23 protein-coding genes are annotated in these 21,319 nt (G+C 58.8%); all 23 read left to right on the plus strand.

Going from position 1 to position 21,319, the window contains the following annotated elements; genetic code table 11:
- The first annotated feature begins 22 nt into the window (after positions 1 to 22).
- The 23 genes from DDT56_RS00130 (at position 23) to DDT56_RS00240 (ending at position 21,257) form a co-directional block, all read left to right on the plus strand.
- Positions 23 to 436, plus strand: coding sequence for a F0F1 ATP synthase subunit epsilon (locus DDT56_RS00130; RefSeq protein WP_210416956.1), 414 nt, complete (start codon positions 23 to 25; stop codon positions 434 to 436).
- A 237-nt stretch (positions 437 to 673) separates the two neighbouring features.
- Positions 674 to 2,044 (plus strand): bifunctional UDP-N-acetylglucosamine diphosphorylase/glucosamine-1-phosphate N-acetyltransferase GlmU, encoded by a 1,371-nt coding sequence (glmU, locus tag DDT56_RS00135; RefSeq protein ID WP_136164504.1) that lies wholly within the window; start codon positions 674 to 676, stop codon positions 2,042 to 2,044.
- Between the two features lie 189 nt (positions 2,045 to 2,233).
- Positions 2,234 to 4,063, plus strand: coding sequence for a glutamine--fructose-6-phosphate transaminase (isomerizing) (gene glmS / locus DDT56_RS00140; RefSeq protein WP_136164505.1), 1,830 nt, complete (start codon positions 2,234 to 2,236; stop codon positions 4,061 to 4,063).
- A 260-nt stretch (positions 4,064 to 4,323) separates the two neighbouring features.
- The gene (locus DDT56_RS00145; protein ID WP_136164506.1) at positions 4,324 to 4,710 is read left to right on the plus strand and encodes a hypothetical protein; all 387 of its coding nucleotides are present in this window, start codon (positions 4,324 to 4,326) and stop codon (positions 4,708 to 4,710) included.
- Between the two features lie 80 nt (positions 4,711 to 4,790).
- Positions 4,791 to 5,858, plus strand: a complete 1,068-nt coding sequence (locus DDT56_RS00150) for a methyltransferase (RefSeq protein WP_136164507.1) — start codon at positions 4,791 to 4,793, stop codon at positions 5,856 to 5,858.
- A gap of 63 nt (positions 5,859 to 5,921) precedes the next feature.
- The gene (locus DDT56_RS00155; RefSeq protein ID WP_136164508.1) at positions 5,922 to 6,650 is read left to right on the plus strand and encodes a beta-ketoacyl synthase chain length factor; all 729 of its coding nucleotides are present in this window, start codon (positions 5,922 to 5,924) and stop codon (positions 6,648 to 6,650) included.
- The gene (locus tag DDT56_RS00160; protein WP_136164509.1) at positions 6,643 to 7,434 is read left to right on the plus strand and encodes a lysophospholipid acyltransferase family protein; all 792 of its coding nucleotides are present in this window, start codon (positions 6,643 to 6,645) and stop codon (positions 7,432 to 7,434) included. The genes DDT56_RS00155 and DDT56_RS00160 overlap by 8 nt, the downstream gene beginning before the upstream one ends.
- Before the next feature lie 16 nt (positions 7,435 to 7,450).
- Positions 7,451 to 7,717, plus strand: coding sequence for a phosphopantetheine-binding protein (locus DDT56_RS00165; RefSeq protein WP_009115063.1), 267 nt, complete (start codon positions 7,451 to 7,453; stop codon positions 7,715 to 7,717).
- Positions 7,718 to 7,738: 21 nt separating this feature from the next.
- A complete protein-coding gene (locus tag DDT56_RS00170; RefSeq protein WP_009115064.1) occupies positions 7,739 to 7,987 on the plus strand; it encodes an acyl carrier protein in 249 nt (82 codons plus the stop codon).
- Between the two features lie 15 nt (positions 7,988 to 8,002).
- Positions 8,003 to 8,563 carry a COG4648 family protein gene (locus DDT56_RS00175; RefSeq protein ID WP_136164510.1) on the plus strand — a complete coding sequence of 187 codons (561 nt, stop codon included), beginning with the start codon at positions 8,003 to 8,005 and terminating at the stop codon, positions 8,561 to 8,563.
- Complete coding sequence (locus tag DDT56_RS00180) at positions 8,560 to 9,912, plus strand: AMP-binding protein (protein WP_136164511.1); 1,353 nt, start codon at positions 8,560 to 8,562, stop codon at positions 9,910 to 9,912. The genes DDT56_RS00175 and DDT56_RS00180 overlap by 4 nt, the downstream gene beginning before the upstream one ends.
- The gene (locus DDT56_RS00185) at positions 9,899 to 10,252 is read left to right on the plus strand and encodes an ApeI family dehydratase (RefSeq protein WP_136164512.1); all 354 of its coding nucleotides are present in this window, start codon (positions 9,899 to 9,901) and stop codon (positions 10,250 to 10,252) included. The genes DDT56_RS00180 and DDT56_RS00185 overlap by 14 nt, the downstream gene beginning before the upstream one ends.
- A 4-nt stretch (positions 10,253 to 10,256) precedes the next feature.
- On the plus strand, positions 10,257 to 11,966 hold the full coding sequence (locus tag DDT56_RS00190; protein WP_136164513.1) for a glycosyltransferase family 2 protein: 1,710 nt from the start codon (positions 10,257 to 10,259) through the stop codon (positions 11,964 to 11,966).
- A 2-nt stretch (positions 11,967 to 11,968) separates the two neighbouring features.
- Complete coding sequence (locus DDT56_RS00195; protein WP_136164514.1) at positions 11,969 to 12,391, plus strand: acyl-CoA thioesterase; 423 nt, start codon at positions 11,969 to 11,971, stop codon at positions 12,389 to 12,391.
- The gene (locus DDT56_RS00200) at positions 12,388 to 12,993 is read left to right on the plus strand and encodes a LolA family protein (RefSeq protein WP_136164515.1); all 606 of its coding nucleotides are present in this window, start codon (positions 12,388 to 12,390) and stop codon (positions 12,991 to 12,993) included. The genes DDT56_RS00195 and DDT56_RS00200 overlap by 4 nt, the downstream gene beginning before the upstream one ends.
- A complete protein-coding gene (locus DDT56_RS00205; RefSeq protein ID WP_136164516.1) occupies positions 12,965 to 15,286 on the plus strand; it encodes an MMPL family transporter in 2,322 nt (773 codons plus the stop codon). Before DDT56_RS00200 ends, DDT56_RS00205 begins: the two co-directional genes overlap by 29 nt.
- Positions 15,283 to 15,855, plus strand: a complete 573-nt coding sequence (locus tag DDT56_RS00210) for a DUF3261 domain-containing protein (protein ID WP_136164517.1) — start codon at positions 15,283 to 15,285, stop codon at positions 15,853 to 15,855. Before DDT56_RS00205 ends, DDT56_RS00210 begins: the two co-directional genes overlap by 4 nt.
- 1 nt (position 15,856) lies before the next feature.
- Positions 15,857 to 17,014: a beta-ketoacyl-[acyl-carrier-protein] synthase family protein gene (locus DDT56_RS00215; RefSeq protein ID WP_136164518.1), complete on the plus strand. Its 1,158-nt coding sequence runs from the start codon at positions 15,857 to 15,859 to the stop codon at positions 17,012 to 17,014.
- Positions 17,007 to 17,483, plus strand: a complete 477-nt coding sequence (locus tag DDT56_RS00220) for a hotdog family protein (protein ID WP_136164519.1) — start codon at positions 17,007 to 17,009, stop codon at positions 17,481 to 17,483. Before DDT56_RS00215 ends, DDT56_RS00220 begins: the two co-directional genes overlap by 8 nt.
- Complete coding sequence (locus DDT56_RS00225) at positions 17,480 to 18,211, plus strand: 3-ketoacyl-ACP reductase FabG2 (protein ID WP_136164520.1); 732 nt, start codon at positions 17,480 to 17,482, stop codon at positions 18,209 to 18,211. Before DDT56_RS00220 ends, DDT56_RS00225 begins: the two co-directional genes overlap by 4 nt.
- The gene (locus DDT56_RS00230; protein ID WP_136164812.1) at positions 18,211 to 19,437 is read left to right on the plus strand and encodes a beta-ketoacyl-ACP synthase; all 1,227 of its coding nucleotides are present in this window, start codon (positions 18,211 to 18,213) and stop codon (positions 19,435 to 19,437) included. The genes DDT56_RS00225 and DDT56_RS00230 overlap by 1 nt, the downstream gene beginning before the upstream one ends.
- 240 nt (positions 19,438 to 19,677) lie before the next feature.
- Positions 19,678 to 20,643 carry an Ssp4 family T6SS effector gene (locus tag DDT56_RS00235; RefSeq protein WP_136164521.1) on the plus strand — a complete coding sequence of 322 codons (966 nt, stop codon included), beginning with the start codon at positions 19,678 to 19,680 and terminating at the stop codon, positions 20,641 to 20,643.
- On the plus strand, positions 20,640 to 21,257 hold the full coding sequence (locus tag DDT56_RS00240; RefSeq protein ID WP_136164522.1) for a hypothetical protein: 618 nt from the start codon (positions 20,640 to 20,642) through the stop codon (positions 21,255 to 21,257). Before DDT56_RS00235 ends, DDT56_RS00240 begins: the two co-directional genes overlap by 4 nt.
- Positions 21,258 to 21,319 lie beyond the last annotated feature (62 nt).

Raw genomic sequence — 21,319 nt, forward strand, 5'->3', positions numbered from 1 at the left:
GTAGGAGGGTGATATGGCTGCTATGACTTACCATCTGGATGTCGTTAGTGCGGAACAGGCAATGTTCTCCGGCCTGGTGCAGAAAATCCAGGTAACCGGGAGCGAAGGCGAACTGGGTATTTATCCGGGACATGCCCCTCTGCTGACTGCCATTAAGCCCGGCATGGTGCGTATTGTTAAACAGCACGGTGAAGAAGAGTATATCTACCTGTCCGGCGGCATCCTCGAGGTGCAGCCGAACATGGTTACCGTACTGTCCGATACCGCCATCCGCGGGCAGGATCTGGACGAAGCGCGGGCGCTGGAAGCGAAACGCAAAGCCGAAGATCATATCCGCAACTCGCACGGCGACGTGGATTATGCTCAGGCTTCCGCCGAGCTGAGCAAAGCGATCGCCAAGCTGCGGGTTATCGAACTGACCAGAAAAACGATGTAACGGATAGAAGCGTGATATACAAAAGCCGGTCGGTTTATCCCGACCGGCTTTTTTCATTTCGGTGAAAGCCGCTATAAAGGGCGACGATATGCTTAACCGCCTGTATTTTTCAGTCCGTCTTTTCAGAAAAAACTCATCAAAAACGGTCCGCTTTCAGTATAAGTTTCGGTACACTTTGGCTATTCTTTTTTCTATTACTTGTTGATTGTCCGCCAATCAGTTCTTGTCAGGATGCTTATGTCGAACAGCGCTATGAGCGTGGTTATCCTTGCTGCCGGTAAAGGAACCCGCATGTACTCCGATCTTCCCAAAGTTTTGCACCCGCTGGCGGGTAAACCGATGGTTCAGCATGTGATTGACGCCGCCATGACCATCGGCGCGCAGCATGTCCATCTGGTTTATGGGCATGGGGGGGATTTATTAAAGCAAACGCTGTCCGATCAGGCCTTGAACTGGGTGTTACAGGCGGAGCAGTTGGGGACCGGGCACGCCATGCAGCAGGCGGCGCCCTATTTTGCCGATGATGAAGATATTCTGATGCTGTACGGCGATGTGCCGCTGATTTCTCCGCCAACGCTGCGGCGCCTGCTGCAGTCGAAGCCGCAGGGCGGCATCGGCCTGCTTACCGTGAAGCTGGACGATCCCACCGGATATGGACGCATCGTGCGTGAAAACGGCGCTATCGTCGGGATCGTCGAACATAAAGACGCCAGCGAGGAACAGCGGCGGATTAATGAAATCAATACCGGAATACTGGTCGCCAACGGCAAAGATTTACAGCGCTGGTTAAGCCAATTGAAAAACGATAACACCCAGGGCGAGTACTACATCACCGATATCATCGCCACGGCGGCGGCGGAAGGCCGCAGCGTCGTCGCGGTGCATCCCGAGCGCCTGAGCGAGGTGGAAGGGGTGAATAACCGCCTGCAGCTTGCGGCGCTGGAGCGGGTTTATCAACGCCAGCAGGCGGATAAACTGCTGCTGGCCGGCGTGATGCTGCTCGATCCCGAACGCTTTGATTTGCGTGGGGAGTTGCTGCACGGCCGGGATGTTGCCATTGACGCCAACGTGGTGGTGGAAGGTCGGGTTACGCTGGGCCATCGGGTTAAAATCGGCGTGGGCTGCGTAATAAAAAACAGCGTGATTGGTGATGATTGTGAAATCAGTCCATACTCGGTGTTGGAAGACGCGGCGCTGGAAGCCAACTGCACCATCGGGCCGTTCGCCCGTTTGCGTCCCGGAACCGCGCTGGAAGAAGGCGCGCACGTCGGCAACTTTGTTGAACTGAAAAAAGCCCGTCTGGGCAAAGGTTCGAAGGCCGGTCATCTGAGCTACCTGGGCGATGCCGATATCGGCGCCGGGGTCAATATCGGGGCGGGAACCATCACTTGTAACTATGACGGCGCCAATAAGTATAAAACGATCATCGGCGATGACGTGTTTGTCGGCTCGGATACCCAACTGGTGGCGCCGGTCACGGTGGCCGCGGGAGCCACTATCGCCGCGGGCACCACGGTGATGAAAGACATAAATGGCGCGGATCTGGTCTATAACCGAAAAGAACAGAACCATAAAGCCGGTTGGCAGCGTCCAGTGAAGAAGAAATAAGCGGCTTATCGGCCTTCGCCAGCGGCGGAGGCCGTTTTGCCTTGCGTTTGCCATCGTCATAACAAGCGCAAGGCAAAACATAATAATCCCCAACTCTCTACCAGGCTCGGGGAATCCGGAAAAACCGGAACAATCAGGTCTAAGACATATCCGGTGACACAATATGTCACTTTAATAGGAATACAATCGATGTGTGGAATTGTAGGCGCTGTTGCGCAACGTGATATTGCAGAAATTCTGTTGGAAGGTTTACGCCGTCTTGAATACCGTGGTTACGACTCCGCCGGTCTGGCCGTGGTCGACAACGAAGGGCAGGTCGCCCGTCTGCGGCGGTTGGGAAAGGTTCAGATTCTGGCCCAGGCGGCCGAAGAGCATGCGCTGCATGGCGGCACCGGGATTGCCCATACCCGTTGGGCAACCCACGGCGAACCTTCGGAGGCTAATGCGCATCCCCATGTTTCTGAAAATATTATCATCGTCCATAACGGTATTATCGAAAACCATGAACCGCTGCGTGAACTGCTGATTGAACGCGGCTATCGCTTCGTTTCGGAAACGGATACCGAAGTGGTGGCGCATCTGGTTCATTTCGAACAGAAGCAGGGCGGTTCGCTGGTTGAGGTGGTCAAGCGCGTTATCCCGCAGCTGCGCGGCGCCTATGGCATGGTGGTGCTGGATAGCCGCGACCCGAGCGTACTGGTGGCCGCGCGTTCAGGCAGCCCGCTGGTTATCGGCCGCGGCGTGGGGGAAAACTTTATTGCTTCCGACCAGCTGGCGCTGCTGCCGGTTACCCGCCGCTTTATCTTCCTGGAAGAGGGCGATGTGGCTGAAATTACGCGCCGCGACGTGCGCGTATTTGATAAAGCCGGCAACCTTGCCGAACGTGAAGAGATCGACTCGAAAGTCAGTTACGACGCCGGCGACAAGGGCGCCTATCGTCACTATATGCAGAAAGAGATCTATGAGCAGCCGGTGGCGATCAAGAACACCCTCGAAGGGCGTTTCAGCCACGGCGAGGTCAATCTTTCTGAATTGGGCCCGCAGGCGGATGAACTGTTGGCGAAGGTCGAGCATGTGCAAATCATCGCCTGCGGCACCTCTTACAACTCCGGCATGGTGTCCCGCTACTGGTTCGAAGCGCTGGCGGGCGTGCCGTGCGACGTGGAGATCGCCTCCGAATTTCGCTATCGCCAACCGGCGGTGCGTAAAAACAGCCTGATGATTACGTTGTCGCAGTCGGGAGAAACCGCGGACACCCTGGCGGCGCTGCGTTTGTCCAAGGAGCTGGGCTATCTGGGATCGCTGGCTATTTGCAACGTGGCGGGCTCTTCGCTGGTGCGCGAGTCCGATCTGGCGCTGATGACCAAAGCGGGCGTTGAAATCGGCGTGGCTTCCACCAAGGCGTTCACCACCCAGCTAACCGTGCTGTTGATGCTGGTGGCGCGTATCGGCCGTCTGCGCGGCATGGATGCGCAGATTGAGCACAATATTGTGCACGGCTTGCAGGCGCTGCCGGCGCGTATCGAGCAGATGCTGTCGCAGGACAGCCTTATCGAGTCGCTGGCGGAAGGTTTCTCCGATAAGCATCACGCCTTGTTCCTGGGTCGTGGCGACCAGTATCCGATCGCCATGGAAGGGGCGCTGAAGCTGAAGGAAATCTCCTATATTCACGCCGAAGCCTACGCCGCCGGTGAACTGAAACACGGGCCGCTGGCGCTGATTGATGCGGATATGCCGGTGGTGGTGGTGGCGCCGAATAATGAACTGCTGGAAAAACTGAAATCCAATATTGAAGAGGTGCGCGCCCGCGGCGGCGAGCTGTATGTCTTCGCCGACCAGGACGCCGGCTTCGTCAGCAGCGAAAATATGAAAATTATTCCGCTGCCGCACATTGAAGAGGTGATTGCGCCGATCTTCTATACCGTGCCGCTGCAATTACTGGCTTACCACGTTGCGCTGATCAAAGGCACCGACGTCGATCAGCCGCGTAATCTGGCCAAGTCGGTCACGGTGGAATAAACCCTAGCGTTAAAATCCCATCCGCCTGGTGGCGACCCGGTTAGCGGGTTTCCATCGGGCGGATTTTTTTGTCTTTTTTACGCTATGACCTTTTTTCCCCGCATGGGTTTTATTCGACGGCAGAGAGCCGGCAATGACATATTTTTGTCAAGTTATATCTATTTTGTGTAAAATAGTTTGCATGATGCGCTAATTATTAGTTTTGCATCAGGCGCCGGTACTTTTGGGCGGTTCAATGTTTATCAATTGATAGGGATTTTATGAAAAAACAGCTTATTTTCGTAGGGTTGGCCTGTGTTTTGGCGTTGACCGGCTGTGCCCGCACCGCCCCCGTGGCGAATGTGACCAAGCCGATTACGGCGAATTACACCAGCGATCAGGTAAGAAAGGCCATTCTTCAGGCCGGTATGGAGCGTGAATGGGTAATGACGCCCGTTTCGCCGGGCGTTATCAACGGCCGCATCGATCAGCGCGGTCATGCTGCCGATATTCGTATTAATTACTCACCAACCAGCTATTCCATCAATTACGTCGGCAGTCAGAATCTGTTGGCGAGCGGCGGGAAAATTCACCGCAATTATAATCGTTGGATAAATAACCTGGACCGTGAAATTCAATTAAAACTGGCGGGACAGCAGATTAAATAATTTTTACCAGCCGAATAGGCGCTATTCGGCTGTTTTGGTTTTTTCGCTTAGTCGCATTTGCCACCTCAAGGGAAATCATCGTGTCCTACGGATATGACAAAGATAATGTCAGCGCGCTGGACGCCATTACCGAAGCTCAGCGTATCGCTTTCGCGCCGATGCTGTTTCAGGCGGCTATCAACCTGCGTAATCACGGTATTCTGGCGTTTCTGGATAAGTGCGGCCAGCAAGGAGCGAGCCTGGATGATATCGTCAATATCACCACGCTAAGCCGCTATGCGGTTGAACTGCTGCTGGACGTCGGCCTTAGCGGACGCATTGTCATTCAGCGCGATGACGCCTACTTTTTGTCCAAAATCGGTCACTACCTGCTTCACGATCGCATGACCCGCGTCAATATGGACTTTACCCAGGACGTTTGTTACCAGGGGATGTTTTATCTTGATGAAGCGCTGGCGAAAAATAAGCCCGCGGGATTAAAGGTTTTCGGCGAGTGGCCGACTATTTACCCTGCCTTGAGTCAGCTGCCGCCGCAGGCGAAAAAGAGCTGGTTCGCTTTTGATCATTTCTACTCCGACGCCGCGTTCGATGCCGCCTTGCCGCATATTTTTCGGCAAAAGCCGCGACGCCTGTACGACGTGGGGGGAAATACCGGTAAGTGGGCGCTACGCTGTTGCGACTACGATCCCGACGTGCGGATTACCATTCTTGATCTGCCTGAGCAAATAGCGCTGGCGACGTCAAATATTGCAGATACAGGCAATTCCGATCGTATTTGCGGCGTGGCGGTGGATATGCTGGCGGATGGTCCGTTGCCGGGCGAGGCGGATATTTGGTGGATGAGCCAGTTTCTCGACTGTTTTGGCGAGGCGCAAATCGTCGCCATTCTGCGCAAAATCGCGCGGTCGATGAAAGCGGACGCGCGCGTCTGTATTCTGGAGATTTTCTGGGATCGCCAACAGTGGGAGGCCGCGGCTTTCAGCCTGAACGCCTCTTCGCTCTATTTTACCTGTCTTGCCAACGGCACCAGCCGTTTTTATGCGGCCCGGCGCTTTTTGCCGCTGTTGAGCGCCGCGGGATTTGTCGTGGAGCAGCAAATTGACGGCCTGGGTATCGGCCACACCCTGCTTATCTGTAAAAAGCAATAAACAGCGACGGTAGTAATATGGCATGCGTGCCGCTGGTTTATGTAACACCGGAAGAACAATAGTATGAAACTCGCTTTTTCAATCCTTGACTGGCAGGCCGGCGCGCCGGGGATCGGCGATATCGACGACTGGCGGCGCTGGGCGATGCTGCCGGCGGCGATAGACGCCGATCGTCCGCTGGAGAAATGTCGCCAGCTGCCGATGATGACGGCGCGTCGTTTAAACAGCGGCAGCCGTCTGGCGGTGGATTGCGGATTGGCGCTGCTGCGCCGTCAGTCCGTCGAGGCGGTTGTTTTTACCTCGCGTCACGGCGAGCTGGAACGTAATCTGCGAATTCTGCTGGCGCTGTCGCGCAATGAAAATATTTCCCCTACCGATTTTGCCATGTCGGTTCACAATGCGGCGGTAGGAAGCCTGACCATTGCCGCCGCGGCGCCGCTGGTATCGACATCGCTGGCGGCGGGCATCGACTCTTTCCAGCAGGGATTGGTTGAGGTCGCGGCGCTGCAGGCGGCCGGTTATCAGAACGTTTTGCTGGTGGATTTCGACGGCGCGATCCCCGACTTTTATCATTCGCATATTCCGCCGCGGATGCCTCGCTATCCTTATGCCGTCGCCCTGCTGTTGGGCCGCGGCGAGGAGGTCAGCTGTCAATCATCGCCCGCGGCGCGGCGTGAAGAGCCGGAACTACCGCAAAGCCTGCGGTTTTTGCATGCGTTTCTGGCGGGCGAGTCCGCGTTCACTATCCGCGGTGAACGGCTCAACTGGCAGTGGGAGCGGCGCGATGTCTGAGTCTTCATTGGTATTGCGTTCATCATCGCGTTTAAATCGTTTATGGCGGCTAATGATGACCGGCTGCTGTTTTGTGATGTTTGGCCTCGGCGGTTTACTGCTGTCGCTGGTGTGGTTCAATCTGCTGCTGATCCAGCGCGACGCCCTTCGCCGCCGCCAGCTGGCGCGCCGCAGCATATCGGCCAGTTTTCGCTTCTTTTTGCGCATCTTGCGTACGCTGGGGGTGCTGGATTACAGAATCGACGGAATTGAAACCTTGCGAACCGATCGCGGCTGTCTGGTGGTCGCCAACCACCCGTCGTTAATTGACTACGTGTTGCTGGCCTCGGTGATGCCGGATGTGGATTGCCTGGTTAAAGCCGAGCTGCAGCATAATCTCTTTATTCGGGGCGTTATCCGCTCGGCAAATTATCTGCTCAACAGCCAGTCCGAGACGCTGCTGCCCGATTGTCGGCAAAGGCTGGAGAACGGGGATGTGATCGTTATTTTTCCCGAAGGCACGCGCACGCGTTACGGCGAGCCGCCGGTGTTGCAACGCGGCGCCGCCAATATCGCCGTGCGCTGCGGCTGTGATTTGCGCATCGTGCACATTCGCTGTAGTCAGAGGATGTTGGATAAGCAAAGTCGTTGGTATCATATTCCGCCGGAGAAACCCTATTTCACGGTCAGCGTGCGCGAACGCATCGCCAATAAGACTTTTATGGCGCAGGAAGACCCGCATCCTCTGGCTGCGCGTCGTCTGAACCGCCTTTTGCAACAATCTTTAACACCAGAAAAAATATAATTATTCGGGAAAAGGCATGGAAAATATATTCATTGAAATCAAACAGATGATTATTGAATCTCTGAATCTGGAAGACGTTAGCGTCGATGAAATTGAAACCGATGCGCCGCTGTTCGGCGACGGCCTCGGTCTGGATTCCATCGATGCCCTTGAGCTGGGGCTGGCGGTAAAAAATCGCTATGGCGTGGTGCTTTCCGCGGAAAGCGAAGAGATGCGCCGGCACTTTTTTTCCGTTGCGACCCTGGCCGCTTTCATTAACACTCAGCGCGCAGTGGGTGCCTGATAATAGAATAATGAGTCAATAATGGATAAAAACGAAATTTATCAGGAAATTACCGGCCTGCTGGTCAAACTGTTCGAGCTGGAGGCGGATGACATCAAGCCGGAGTCGCGCCTGTATGAAGATCTTGAACTGGACAGCATCGACGCGGTGGATATGGTGGTGCATCTGCAAAAACGCATCGGCCGCAAAATTTCGCCGGAAACCTTTAAATCGGTGCGTACCGTGCAGGACGTGGCGGATGCGGTGGAACGCCTGATTAATGAAGGCTAACCGTGCGGGCGGGCGATGCGAACGCTGATAAACGGCCTGAGCTGGCTGATGACGCTGACCTGGCCTTTTTTGGTGTGGTTCAGCGTTACCCGCCCCGATCATCGCTGGCTGCTGCCGGTGCTGGCGCTGACGTTTATTCTGCGCTTCGCCACCTTGCGGGGCGATAAACACCTGTTCAAGGGGACGGGGCTGCTGCTGGCGGCAACGGGGGCGGCGCTGTCGCTTGCCGGCTTGCTGCTGCGCGACGGCCAATGGTTATTGTGGTATCCGGTGGCGGTCAATGCCGCGCTGTTGCTGCTGTTTGGCGGCTCCCTGTATAGCGGAATGCCGCTGGTGGAGCGCCTTGCCCGTTTGCGGGAGGCGGAACTCCCGGCGCGGGCCGTCGCCTATACGCGCCGCGTAACGCAGATCTGGTGCCTGTTTTTTATTGTTAACGGCGCTATCGCCGTACTGACTTGCCTGGTCGGCAATGTTCATTGGTGGGCGTTATGGAACGGCATGGTCAGCTATCTGCTGATGGGACTATTGATGGGGGGCGAATGGCTAGTACGCCAGCGGGTGAGAAGACAGGCATGAGTCGCGTTACCCCCCGGGCTATCGGCGACTGGCTGAACGGCGATGACGATGCGCAGCGCATTGTCGCCGGCAATGGCGCGCGCGCCTTCACGCTGGAGATGTTGAAACGGCAGGTGGCGCAACTGTGCCAGCAGCTGCTCGGCCGCAAAGAGTCGCGCTGGGCGCTGTGCTTTGAGGACAGTTACCATTTTACCATCGGGTTACTGGCGGCGCTGCATGCGGGAAAGGTTCCGGTTATTCCCGGGCACTGCCGGCAGTCGGTGCTGCAGGAGCAGGCCGACGAATTCGACGGCCTGCTGACCGATGCCTCAATCAATCTGTCCTGCCCCCTATTTAAGGTAACCGCCGGCGATCAAGGCAGCGACGCCGCCCTGCCCGAGATCGCGGATGACGCCCGCATCGTGCTTTTTACCTCCGGATCGACCGGCAAACCGCGGCAGGTGGTAAAACCGGTGCGCTGTCTGGATGAGGAGTCGCGCTGGTTGGCGCAATGCTGGGGGGAGCGATTGCAAGGCTGTTGCGTTGTCGCCTCGGTGACCCACCAGCATATGTATGGGCTCACCTTCCGCATCTGGCTGCCGATGGCGCTGGGCCTGCGTTTCGACAGCCGGCAACTGCTGTATACCGAACAGCTAACCGCCCAGGACCGGCAGCGGCGCTATGTTTTTATCAGCAGCCCGGCTTTTTTGCGGCGCATCGACCATTCGCTCGCCCCGCCCTCCTGTCGGTTGATCGTTTCCGCCGGCGGCGTCCTGCCCTGGACGAACGCCGAGACGGCGCAGCGCTGGTTCGCCGCCCCGGTTGATGAAATATACGGCAGCACGGAAACCGGCGTGCTGGCCTGGCGCTCCCGCCGGGCTGAAAATACGCCGTGGCGGCTGTTCGCCGGCGTGTCGTTGTCGCCTGACGAGCAGGATAGCTGGTGGGCGCGCTCGGCGCTGATCCCGCATCCGGCGGGGCAGAAGCTGGATGACCGGCTGGCGTTTGACGACGCGGGGAACTTTCAGCTCTGCGGACGGCACGATCGGGTGGTTAAAATAGAAGATAAGCGCATCTCCCTCAGCGAGATCGAGCGGCGTTTGCTCGATCTGCCGGAAATCGCCGACGCCGTCGCGCTGCCTATCGCGCGCCCCGAGCGCAGCGGCATCGGCGTGGTGCTGGTGCTGACCTCGCCGGCGCTGGCCGCCGATCTGCCGCGGCTCAAGCGCCAATGGCGGCATCAGCTGCATCAATGGCTGGAGCCGCTGGCGATGCCGCGTTTCTGGCGCGTCGTCGAGGTTATTCCCCATAACAGCCAGAGCAAACGCGCCTGGCCGCAGATACAGGCGTTATTTCATGCTACCCGTTGAGCTTTCCCGGCGGATCGCGCAGCCGCGGGCCGAGCTTACCCTGCTGGCGGCGGCGGATCTGTTGTGGTTTAAAGGACATTTTCACGGTCTGCCGTTATTACCCGGCGTGGCGCAGCTGGACTGGGCGCTGCATTACGGCGTTGAGCTGCTGGCGCCGGGCTGGCGGTTTTCGGCGGTGGAAAACATCAAGTTCCAGCAGCCGATTCTGCCCGGCTACACTCTGCGCCTGGCGTTGACGTGGCATGCCGGGAAGCAGTGTCTCGCTTTCAGCTACCATATTCCGGACGGTGAAACGGAGAAGATCGCCAGCAGCGGAAAAATAAAACTATGCCGGAATTAAGCCCATGTCAGTGAATGGCCCGTTCTCACCCTGCGTGGTGATCCCCTGCTATAACCACGGCGCCATGATGCGCGACGTTATGGCGCGCCTGGCGGCGCTTTCCCTGCCGATTTTCATCGTCGATGACGGCAGCGCCGCACCGACGCAAAGCGTGCTGGAGCAATTGGCCGCGGAAAACGACGGCGTCGTTCTGCTGCGTCTGGCGCGGAATGGCGGCAAAGGGGCGGCGGTAATCCGCGGTCTGGAGGCCGCGGCGCAGGCCGGGCATAGCCATGCGCTGCAGGTGGACGCCGACGGACAGCACCGGATTGAGGACGCGCCGCGCCTGCTGGCGCAGGCGAAACGTTATCCCGACTCTCTGATCTCCGGCCGGCCGGTTTACGACGAGTCGGTGCCGAAATCGCGCCTTTACGGGCGCTATATCACCCATATCTGGGTGTGGATTGAAACGCTCTCACTTTCCCTGCAGGACAGCATGTGCGGATTTCGGGTCTACCCGGTCGACGCCGCCTTGTCCCTGATCGCCCGGCAGCCCGTGGGGCGACGGATGGATTTCGATACCGAAATCATGGTGCGGCTTTACTGGGCGGGAACGCCCAGCCGCTTCGTCGAGACGGCGGTGATCTATCCGCACAACGGGCTGTCTCATTTCGATGCGCTGCGCGATAACCTGCGTATCTCCCGCATGCACGCCCGGCTGTTTTTCGGCATGCTGCCGCGTATCCCCGCGCTGCTGAAGCGCCGCCGCCAGGCGCACTGGTCGAGCGTCGGCGAGCGCAAGGGGTTGCTCGGTATGCGTTTTATGCTGGCGGTTTATCGGCTGCTGGGGCGCGGGGCGTTTACCCTGTTTCTCTGGCCGGTGATCGCCTTTTACTGGCTTACCGGCAGCGCGCAGCGCCAGGCGTCGCAGGCGTGGCTGCGTCAGGTAACCGATTACGCGCGTCGGCATGAGGTGGCTTTGCCTAAACCGCTCAACAGCTATCGCCATTTTCTGCGTTTCGGTCAGGCGATGCTGGATAAAATCGCCAGCTGGCGCGGGGACTTACGCTGGGGTAAAGAGATTGATTTCGCCCCCGGCGCCCGCGAGACCATTGAACGGGGGCGACAACGCGGGCAGTTGATCCTGGCGTCCCACCTTGGCGATATCGAAGTCTGCCGGGCGCTGGCGCAGCAGGTGAGCGGGCTGGCGATCAATGCGCTGGTGTTCACCGAAAACTCGCGGCGTTTTAAACGGCTGCTGGAAGAGATAGCGCCGCAGGCGGGGGTGAACCTTATCCCGGTCAGCGATATCGGTCCGGACACCGCCATATTGCTGCAACAAAAGCTGGATGCCGGCGAGTGGGTGGCGATCGTGGGCGACCGCACGGCGGTCAACCGCCAGCGCGGCGGGGCGCGGCGCGTGGTGTGGAGCCGTTTTCTCGGCCGCGAGGCGCCTTTTCCCCAGGGGCCTTTCGTGCTGGCGGCGGCGTTGCGCTGCCCGGTACTGCTGATGTTCGTGCTGCGTGAAGGCCAAACGCTGCGCGTTTACTGCGAGCCGTTTGCCGACCCCCTGGCGCTGCCGCGGGCCACCCGTCAGCAAGCCTTGCAGCAGGCGGTCGATCGCTACGCCGAACGCCTGGCGCACTATGCGCTGAAGTCCCCCCTCGACTGGTTTAATTTTTTTGATTTCTGGAGTCTGCCGGATAACAGGCCGACCGCTGGGAAAAAGGAGTAACAGTGTTAAACGATCCCCGTTTAAGCCATGAGGTAGAACTGACGGTCTCTTTCCACGACTGCGATCCCATGGGCGTGGTCTGGCACGGCAACTATTTTCGCTTTTTCGAAGTGGCTCGCGAGGCGTTGCTCAGCAAGTTCAACTACGGCTACCGCGAGATGAAGGCTTCCGGCTATGTCTGGCCGGTGGTGGATACGCGGGTGAAGTACCGCGCGGCGCTGACCTATGAACAGCGTATTCGCGTACGGGCCACCGTCGACGAAGTGGAAAACCGTCTGCGCATCGTCTACCAGATTTTCGACGCGCAAAGCGGCCGGCGCACCACCACCGGCTATACGATTCAGGTGGCGGTGGAGGAAGGGAGCCGCGAACTGAGTTTTGTTTCTCCCCCCATTTTATTTGAGCGCCTCGGAGTGACGCCATGATACGAATAATGGTTGCGGTTTTACTGCTGTTAAGCGGCGCGGCGCAGGGCGTCACGCTGGACGAGCTGCAACAGCGGTTCAGCAGTCAGCCGGTGGTGCGCGCCGACTTTACCCAGCTGCGCGCCATCAAGGGCATGGCGAAACCGCTTAAATCCAGCGGCCAGCTGTTAATCGCCCAGGACAAGGGGCTGTGGTGGCACCAGGCCATACCGTTCTCCCTGACCATGGTGCTGGATGATACGCGCATGGTGCAGGTGATGAACGATCAGCCGCCGCAGATCGTCACCGCGGAAAACAATCCGCAGATGTTTCAGTTCAATCACCTGCTGCGCGCCCTGTTTCAGGCCGATCGCCGCGTGCTGGAGCAAAACTTCGCCATCGGCTTCAGCGATCTCGGCCAAGGGCGGTGGCGGCTGGCGCTGACGCCGAAAACCTCGCCGCTGGATAAGCTGTTCAACGCCATCACGCTGAACGGCGGCGAGTTTCTCGACGCTATCGAACTGGACGATCGCCAGGGCGATATGACCAGAATTACCCTGAGCAATCAACGGCTCACACCCAGGACGTTAAGCGATGACGAGCAGCGGCGTTTCGTTTTCTAACCGGGTGCGCCGGGCGGCCGTTTTCTGGGGAATGTGCTGTATTGCGCTGATCGCCGCGCTGCTCTATCTGTTGCCGAAGGCGCAGATCAACAGCAGCGTGCTGGCGCTGCTGCCGCAGCAGTCGATGGGCGCCATTCCCCCCGAACTGCAGCAGGGGTTTATGCAGCGCCTCGACCGGCAGATGGTGTGGCTGGTGACGTCCGGCGAGCGGGCGGACCCGGCGGTGGCCGAGTGGTGGCTGCAACGGCTGCGGGCGCTTCCCGAGCTGCAAAACGTTAAAGGCCCGATTGACGCCGATCGGCAGCAGCAATGGGGAAAGTTCGTATTTGAACATCGCAACGGGCTGGTTGATCCCGCCGCGCGCGCCCGGCTGGAAAACGGCGGCGGCGCGCAGGCGGACTGGGTGCTGGCGCAGCTTTACTCGGCGTTCGCCGGGGTAAGCGGCAACGAACTGCGTCACGACCCGCTGATGCTGGTGCGCGGCTCGCAGCTGGCGATGCAGCAAAACGCCAGCCGGCTGGGGCTGTCGCAGGGCTGGCTGAGCGCTAAAGATGCGCAGGGCCGCAGCTGGTATTTCCTGCACGGCGAGCTGCGCGGCGGTTCGTTCGATATGCAGCATAACCGGCAGCTGGTGGATAAGCTTGAGGAGCTCAAGGCGTCGCTCCACGCGCGGTTCCCCGCCGCCGAGGTGCTGACGCGCGGTACGGTGCTGTTCAGCAACCATGCCAGCCAGCAGGCGAAGCATGATGTCTCCACCCTTGGCGCGGCGACGGTGGCGGGGGTATTGCTGCTGATTTTCTCGGTGTTTCGCTCCCCGCGGCCTTTGCTGCTGTGCGCGCTGTCGGTGGGGATTGGCGCGCTGGCGGGAACGGTGTTTACGCTGCTGCTGTTCGGCGAGCTGCATCTGATGACGCTGGTGATGAGCATCAGCATTGTCGGCATTTCGGCGGACTACACCCTCTACTACCTGACCGAGCGCATGGTGCACGGCGGCAGCGTTTCGGCGCTTGAGAGCCTGAGAAAAGTGCTGCCCGCCTTGCTGCTGGCGCTGGGGACGGCGGCGATCGCCTATCTGATGATGGCGCTGGCGCCGTTTCCCGGTTTACGGCAGCTGGCGGTATTTGCGGCGACGGGGCTGACGGCGTCCTGCCTGACGGTGGTGTGCTGGTATCCTTTTCTGGTCAGGGGCCTGCCGGTACGGCCGGTTCCCGCCATGGTGCCGATGGGGCGCTGGCTGGCCGCCTGGCGGCGTAACCGCAAGCTTCGCTGGGGGCTGCCGCTGGCGCTGCTGATTATCTCCGCGGCCGGGCTGCTGCGGCTGGAGGTGAACGATGATATTTCGCAGCTTCAGGCGCTGCCGGCGGCGTTAATGCAGCAGGAGAGACAGATAACCGCGCTGACGGGACAGAGCGCCGATCAAACCTGGTTTGTGGTCTACGGCGACAGCGCGCAGCAGACCCTGCAGCGGCTGGAGCAGCTGGCGCCCAAACTGCGCGACGCGCAGCGGAACGGGTGGTTAACCAGCTACCGCCTGCTGCCGCTCTCTTCGCTGCGGCAGCAGCAGCGCGATGCGCAGCTGATTGCGGCGGCGGCGCCAACGGTGATCGGACGTCTTAACGAGGCGGGCGTGGAGGCGGCGCCGCCAGATGTTCAGCCGATGCCGGTAACGCCCGAAACCTGGCTGAACAGCCCGATAAGCGAAGGGTGGCGGCTGCTGTGGCTGTCGCTGGCGGAGGGAAAAAGCGGGGTGCTGGTGCCGGTCGGCGGCGTCGGCGACGGCGCTGCGCTGGCCCAGTTGGCGACAACGCTGCCCGGCGTGGCGTGGATTGACCGCAAAAGCAGCTTCGATGAGCTGTTCGGTTTTTACCGCGTGATGCTGGGCTGGCTGTTGGCGGCGGCGCTGGCGGCGATTGCCCTGAGCTATGTCCTGCGTCTGGGGCCGCGCCGCGGGCTGCTGAGCGTGGTGCCTTCGCTGCTGTCGCTGGGCGGCGGGCTGGCGGCGCTGGCGCTGAGCGGCCATACGCTGAACCTGTTTTCATTGCTGGCCCTGGTGCTGGTGCTGGGCATCGGCATTAACTACACGCTGTTTTTCAGCAATCCGCGCGGCACGCCGATGACCTCGCTGCTGGCGGTTACGCTGGCGATGTGCGTGGCGCTGTTGACGCTCGGCATGCTGGTGTTCAGCAGCACGCCGGCCATCGGCAGCTTTGGCATTGTGCTGTGCAGCGGTATTTTTACCGCCTTTCTGCTGGCGCCGCTGGCGTTGCCTGATTCAAAAGGGAAAAGAAAATGACATTTTTACGATGCGGGCTATTGCTGGTCGGCGCGCTGTTGCTGAGCGGCTGCGCCGGCAAGCATGACGACAACCGCCCGCAGGCGTGGCTCAAGCCGGGGGTGAAAGTGACGCTGCCCGCGCCGGGCATTACGCCGGCCGTCAATGAGCAACAGCTGTTGACCGGAACCTTTGGCGGCAAGCGGCAGTCGCTGCTGGTGATGCTAAGCGCCGACGACAAACAGCTCTCTCTGGTCGGGCTCTCCTCAATCGGTATTCGCCTGTTTCTGATGACCTATGACGCGCAGGGCATCCGCACCGAGCAGTCCATCGTGCTGCCGCAGATGCCGCCGGCCGGCCAGGTGCTGGCGGATATTATGCTGAGCCACTGGCCGATAGCCCTATGGCAGAAACAGCTTCCCGCCGGCTGGACGCTACGGGATAATGGCGACAGCAGGCAGCTGCGAGATAATCGCGGCAATTTGATTACGGAAATTCGTTATATGACGCGCAACGATCGGCGTGAGCCCATCAGCGTTCAGCAGTTCGCCTTTGGTTACCATATCGTTATTCAACATCTGGACGGCTAGCATGATTTACATTAACGCTGTGGGTGCGCTTAACGCGTTGGGCAACACGCTGGATGAGATAGCCGACAACCTGGCCGGCGGCGTCGCGCCGGGCATGCGCCCCGACAGCGGCTGGCTGGTGCAGGGGAAAGCGTGCTGGACCGGCAGCGTCGATGCGGATTTGCCGGCGATACCGCCGGCGCTGGCCGAGCACGACAGCCGTAATAATCGACTGTTGCTGGCGGCGCTGGCGCAAATCCGCCCGCAGGTGGATAAGGCCATCGCCCGGTTTGGCGCCGATCGCGTCGCCGTGATCCTGGGGACCAGCACCTCGGGTCTGGACGAAGCCGACCGCTACGTCAGCAGTAATCTGCCGGGCTATCGTTATGCCCAGCAGGAGCTGGGCGATCCCTCGCGTTTTCTGGCCGCCTATCTGCGGCTGAACGGCCCGGCCTATACCCTTTCCACCGCCTGCTCTTCCAGCGCCAGGGCGCTGATCAGCGGGAAACGGCTGATTGACGCCGGGCTGGCGGATGCGGCGATCGTCGGCGGCGCGGACACGCTGAGCCGCATGCCGCTCAACGGCTTCGACAGTCTGGAGTCCCTGTCGCCGACGCGCTGCCAGCCGTTCAGCGAGCGGCGCAACGGGATTACCATTGGCGAAGGGGCCGCCTTGATGCTGATTAGCGGCGAGCCTGACGGCGTATCGCTGCTCGGCGTCGGCGAATCTTCCGATGCGCACCATATGTCGGCGCCGCATCCCGAAGGGGAAGGCGCGGCGCGGGCGATCCGCATGGCGTTGGCGCACGCCGGGCTACGGCCCGAGGATATCGGCTACATCAATCTGCACGGCACGGCGACGCGCCTTAACGATCGGATCGAGGCGAAAGTGGTGCAGTCAATCTTTGGCGAGCGCGTGCCCTGTAGTTCCACCAAGCACCTGACCGGCCATACGCTGGGCGCGGCGGGTATTTGCGAGGCGGCCATCTGCTGGCTGCTGCTGACGCGCGATCTTCCCTTGCCGCCGCAGGATTTTTCACAGGGTGCGCGGGATGAAACGCTGCCGCCCTGCGGTTTGCTCAGCGAACCGGGGCGGCTTGCCCGCCCGGTCATCCTGTCCAACTCCTTTGCCTTTGGCGGCAATAACGCCTGCCTGATTGTGGGGAAAGCCCATGGCTGACTATCTGCCGGCGGCGAGCTATCTGCCCCACGAATCGCCGATGGTGCTGGTGGACGAGGTGATCCACGTCGATAATGAACACGCCCTCTGCCGGGTGGCGGTGAGCCGCGACGGCATTCTGGCGCCTTTTCTGGATAGCGAAGGGCATCTGCCCGCCTGGTTCGGCATTGAAATCATCGCCCAGACGATTGGGGTGTGGGCGGGCTGGCACGCTCGCCACAATCATGATCAAAAACCGCGTCCCGGCATGCTGCTGGGGGGGCGGGGTTATCGCTGCCGTCAGGCGTTTTTTCCCGCCGCGTCGCAGCTTGATGTGAGCGTGACCCTATTGATGCGTGATGAAAAAATCGGCTGTTTTGACGGCGAAATCAGGATTAACGGTGAAAAATACGCCTCCGGCAGGCTCAATACCTATCAGCCCGACGACCACGAATTAAAGCAACTTTTAGCACAGGGAAAAGAGTCATGACGCGTAGCGTGTTAGTAACCGGCGCCAGTAAGGGGATTGGTCGAGCCATCGCCCTGCGCCTGGCGGCGGACGGTTTTACCGTCGCGGTGCATTACCACCGCGACAGAGACGGCGCTGAAGATACGCTGCGCCGCATCCTCGACGCCAACGGCGCCGGCCGTATCCTCGGGTTCGATATCGCCGACCGGGAGGCGTGTCGCGCGGTTATCGGGCAGGATATCGAGGCGCACGGCGCCTATTACGGCGTGGTCAGCAATGCCGGCATCACCAGCGACGGCGCCTTTCCCGCGCTGGACGACCACGCCTGGGACAGCGTGATCCACACCAATCTCGACGGCTTCTATAACGTGATTCACCCCTGCGTGATGCCGATGATCGGCCTGCGCCAGGGGGGACGCATCATCACCCTGTCCTCGGTTTCCGGGATCATGGGCAACCGCGGGCAGGTTAACTACAGCGCGGCGAAGGCCGGGATTATCGGCGCTTCCAAGGCGCTGGCCGTCGAACTGGCGAAGCGGAAAATTACCGTCAACTGCATCGCCCCCGGATTGATCGATACCGGCATGATTCAAATGGAGCCGGTAGCCGTTGAAGATGCGATGAAAATGATCCCCATGAAACGCATGGGGCAGGCGGATGAGGTGGCGGGGCTGGCGAGTTATCTTATGTCCGATATCGCCGGATACGTAACGCGTCAGGTGATTTCTATTAACGGAGGGATGCTGTGATGCGTCGTGTGGTGGTAACGGGAATGGGCGGCGTGACCGCGTTTGGCGAGTCCTGGCAGCGCGTGTCCGACGGCCTGCGCGCCGGGCGCAATGCGATACGCAAGATGCCGGAGTGGCGGGTGTACGACGGCCTGAATACGCAGCTGGGCTCGCCGATTGATGATTTCACGCCGCCGGAGCACTACACCCGTAAACGCATTCGCTCCATGGGGCGCGTCTCGCTGATGGCGACGCGCGCCACCGAGCTGGCGCTGCAACAGGCGGGGCTGCTGGAGCATCCGGTATTGACCAGCGGAGAAGCCGGCATCGCCTACGGCTCGTCGACGGGCAGCACCGGGCCGGTGAGCGATTTCGCCACCATGCTGACGGAAAAACACACCAACAATATTACCGGCACCACCTACGTACAGATGATGCCGCACACCACGGCGGTGAACGCCGGGCTGTTCTTCGGCCTGCGCGGCCGCGTTATCCCCACCTCCAGCGCCTGTACCTCCGGCAGCCAGGCGATTGGCTACGCCTGGGAAGCGATTCGCCACGGCTACCAGACGGTGATGGTCGCCGGCGGCGCGGAGGAGCTGTGCCCTTCGGAGGCGGCGGTGTTTGACACTCTGTTCGCCACCAGCCAGCGCAATGACGCCCCGCACACTACGCCGTCGCCTTTCGACGCCGGGCGCGACGGGCTGGTGATCGGCGAGGGCGCGGGAACGCTGGTGCTGGAAGAGCTGGAGCATGCGCAGGCGCGCGGGGCGACCATTTACGCCGAGCTGGTGGGGTTCTATACCAACTGCGATGCGGCGCACATCACCCAGCCGCAGCGCGAAACTATGCAGATTTGTATCGAGGGTTCACTGCGCTGCGCGGGGCTGAGCGCTGGCGATATCGGTTATATCAATGCGCACGGCACGGCGACGGATCGCGGAGACGTGGCGGAAAGTCTGGCGACGGCGGCGGTTTTCGGCGACGCGACGCCGATCTCTTCCCTGAAAAGTTATTTCGGCCACACCCTGGGCGCCTGCGGCGCGCTGGAAGCCTGGATGAGCATTGAAATGATGCGCGAAGGCTGGTTTGCCCCCACCCTCAACCTGCGGCAGCCGGCGGAAGACTGCGGTGCGCTGGATTATATTATGGACGAGCCGCGTTATATCGACACCGACTATGTGCAGTCCAATAACTTTGCCTTTGGCGGCATCAATACCTCGCTGATTTTCCGCCGCTGGAGGTAAATTGGGATAACGGGGCAACCGATCCGTTAGGCAAAGTTGCTGACAAACCCTTCATCTCCATCGTCATCCTCGCGAAAGCGGGGATCTGCTTTCAGCTAATACATTGATATCAGAAATATTCCTCCTCTCGAAGGCGGGAACCTGCAGGAATGACGGGGTCAGTATTACGAATGTTTACGGTGTGTTAATGGTCTTATATATTGATTGTCGCTAATTTTCCCCAACGGATGGAGATAGATAATGACTGTGCTGAATTATTCTGCTGAACAAGGATTAATGAATTACGATTTTTCCCGGTGGATGGGAAATAGCGCCGGCGTAGACTTTGATTTTAAAGCGCTGGGGCAGGCGATGGATTGCCATCGAACGTTCAATCAGGCCGGCATCATTTTCAATGATGGCGCCCGCAGTTTTCTGGTTCGCCCTTCTCGCCGCTATGCCAATCCGTCGCATAGTGAGGTAACGCATGTGGTTGTTAACCGGGTACCGCAAATCAATCCACATGCGGTGGAAAAAAGCATAGAGAAAGCGGTCGCAGAGCCTTCTGTTGGAGTAGAACTGGCTTCTACGGCATTATCCTGTGGCGCATTAGTCATAACTGTTTTTATTTCTGTTATGGGGGCAACGGCAGTACCTATTACAGGTGGAGCCAGTGGTGCTCTGGTTGCTTTGGGGTATGCGGGTTCCGCCGCGACGTTGGCTCAGTGTGGTTCTGGCGCTTATCGCCTCTACAAAATCAATCGGGGTGATGCCGAAGATATTTTGTGGCTGGACTCACAAGAATGGTATATAGCGACGTCTACTGCGCTTGATATGCTATCACTCGCAGCAGCTGGCGGGGCGTTAAAAGAAGCGATCGCGACTTACAGAACGATGAAATCCATCTCTTCCCTTAAAGCCACCGAATGGCTGAAAGGCTACCCGCGCCAGGATCGCGCTCGCCTTACAGAGCAAATCATCAAAACTCAAAACCCCGGCATTTCCAATAAAGAAATAAAAGCGGCTATTCGCGCGGGAATCTATCCAAAACGATTTCCGGTTGAACCTGTCCAGATGGAATTAAAAAAGCAGTTAACGAATACCATTACCAGCATGATGGCCTTCACTGGCAGCGCAGTAAGCGGCATTGTTGCTGCCCCTGGTAACGTCGCGCGGTCAGGACAATATGTAATTGGAACCATACAGTCTCTGGCGATCATAAAATGAAAATCATTGCCTTTCTTTGCGGCACAGCTTTCTCTGAACTTATTGAACACGGGAGAGAGATTGATGCAGCCATTGATGAGGGAAAAGAAACATTGCTTTCCCATTTAACAATAAAGATGGAGCGTTATTTTGCTAAAGCTCCGGCGCAGTTACCGCGACAAAATCCCTTTGCACTTAGTTTTCTGACTATGCTGTTGGTAGTTTCCTGCGCCATAAATTTCAGTTTTCTGGTAAGTCAGTTGGTTGATATGGGGCCTTTTGAGGATTTCATCTCTTTTGCTATTCCAATGATGGTTTTCGGCGTTTCTATTCTTACCGCCAGCTATCTTGTCGCTCGAGGCAAAAACAGAGGGCTTTTGATTTACAAAGGACTTTACTTATTCGTGGCCTTTATCTGGTTGTTTCATATCTTATATTTGTCAGGTGAAGCAATATTTGACGGCCAATTATCGTTATCCACATTCGTTTTTGCTTTTATTGTTTTGGGGTGTTTGATAATCAGTCGTTGGTTAATGAATAGCCGCGCTTTTTTTATCTTTGCGCTGTATTGCAGAACGAAGCGCCTTGCCCATGCTGCAAAACAAGTCAGAATGCGCAAAATAAGCAAAACGTAAATTTATCGATAAACGTATGTTTATCAATGATGTTTTTCGTATAACGGCGGAAAAATGGCGCG

This window comes from Brenneria corticis (assembly GCF_003115855.1).
Taxonomy (GTDB): domain Bacteria; phylum Pseudomonadota; class Gammaproteobacteria; order Enterobacterales; family Enterobacteriaceae; genus Brenneria; species Brenneria corticis.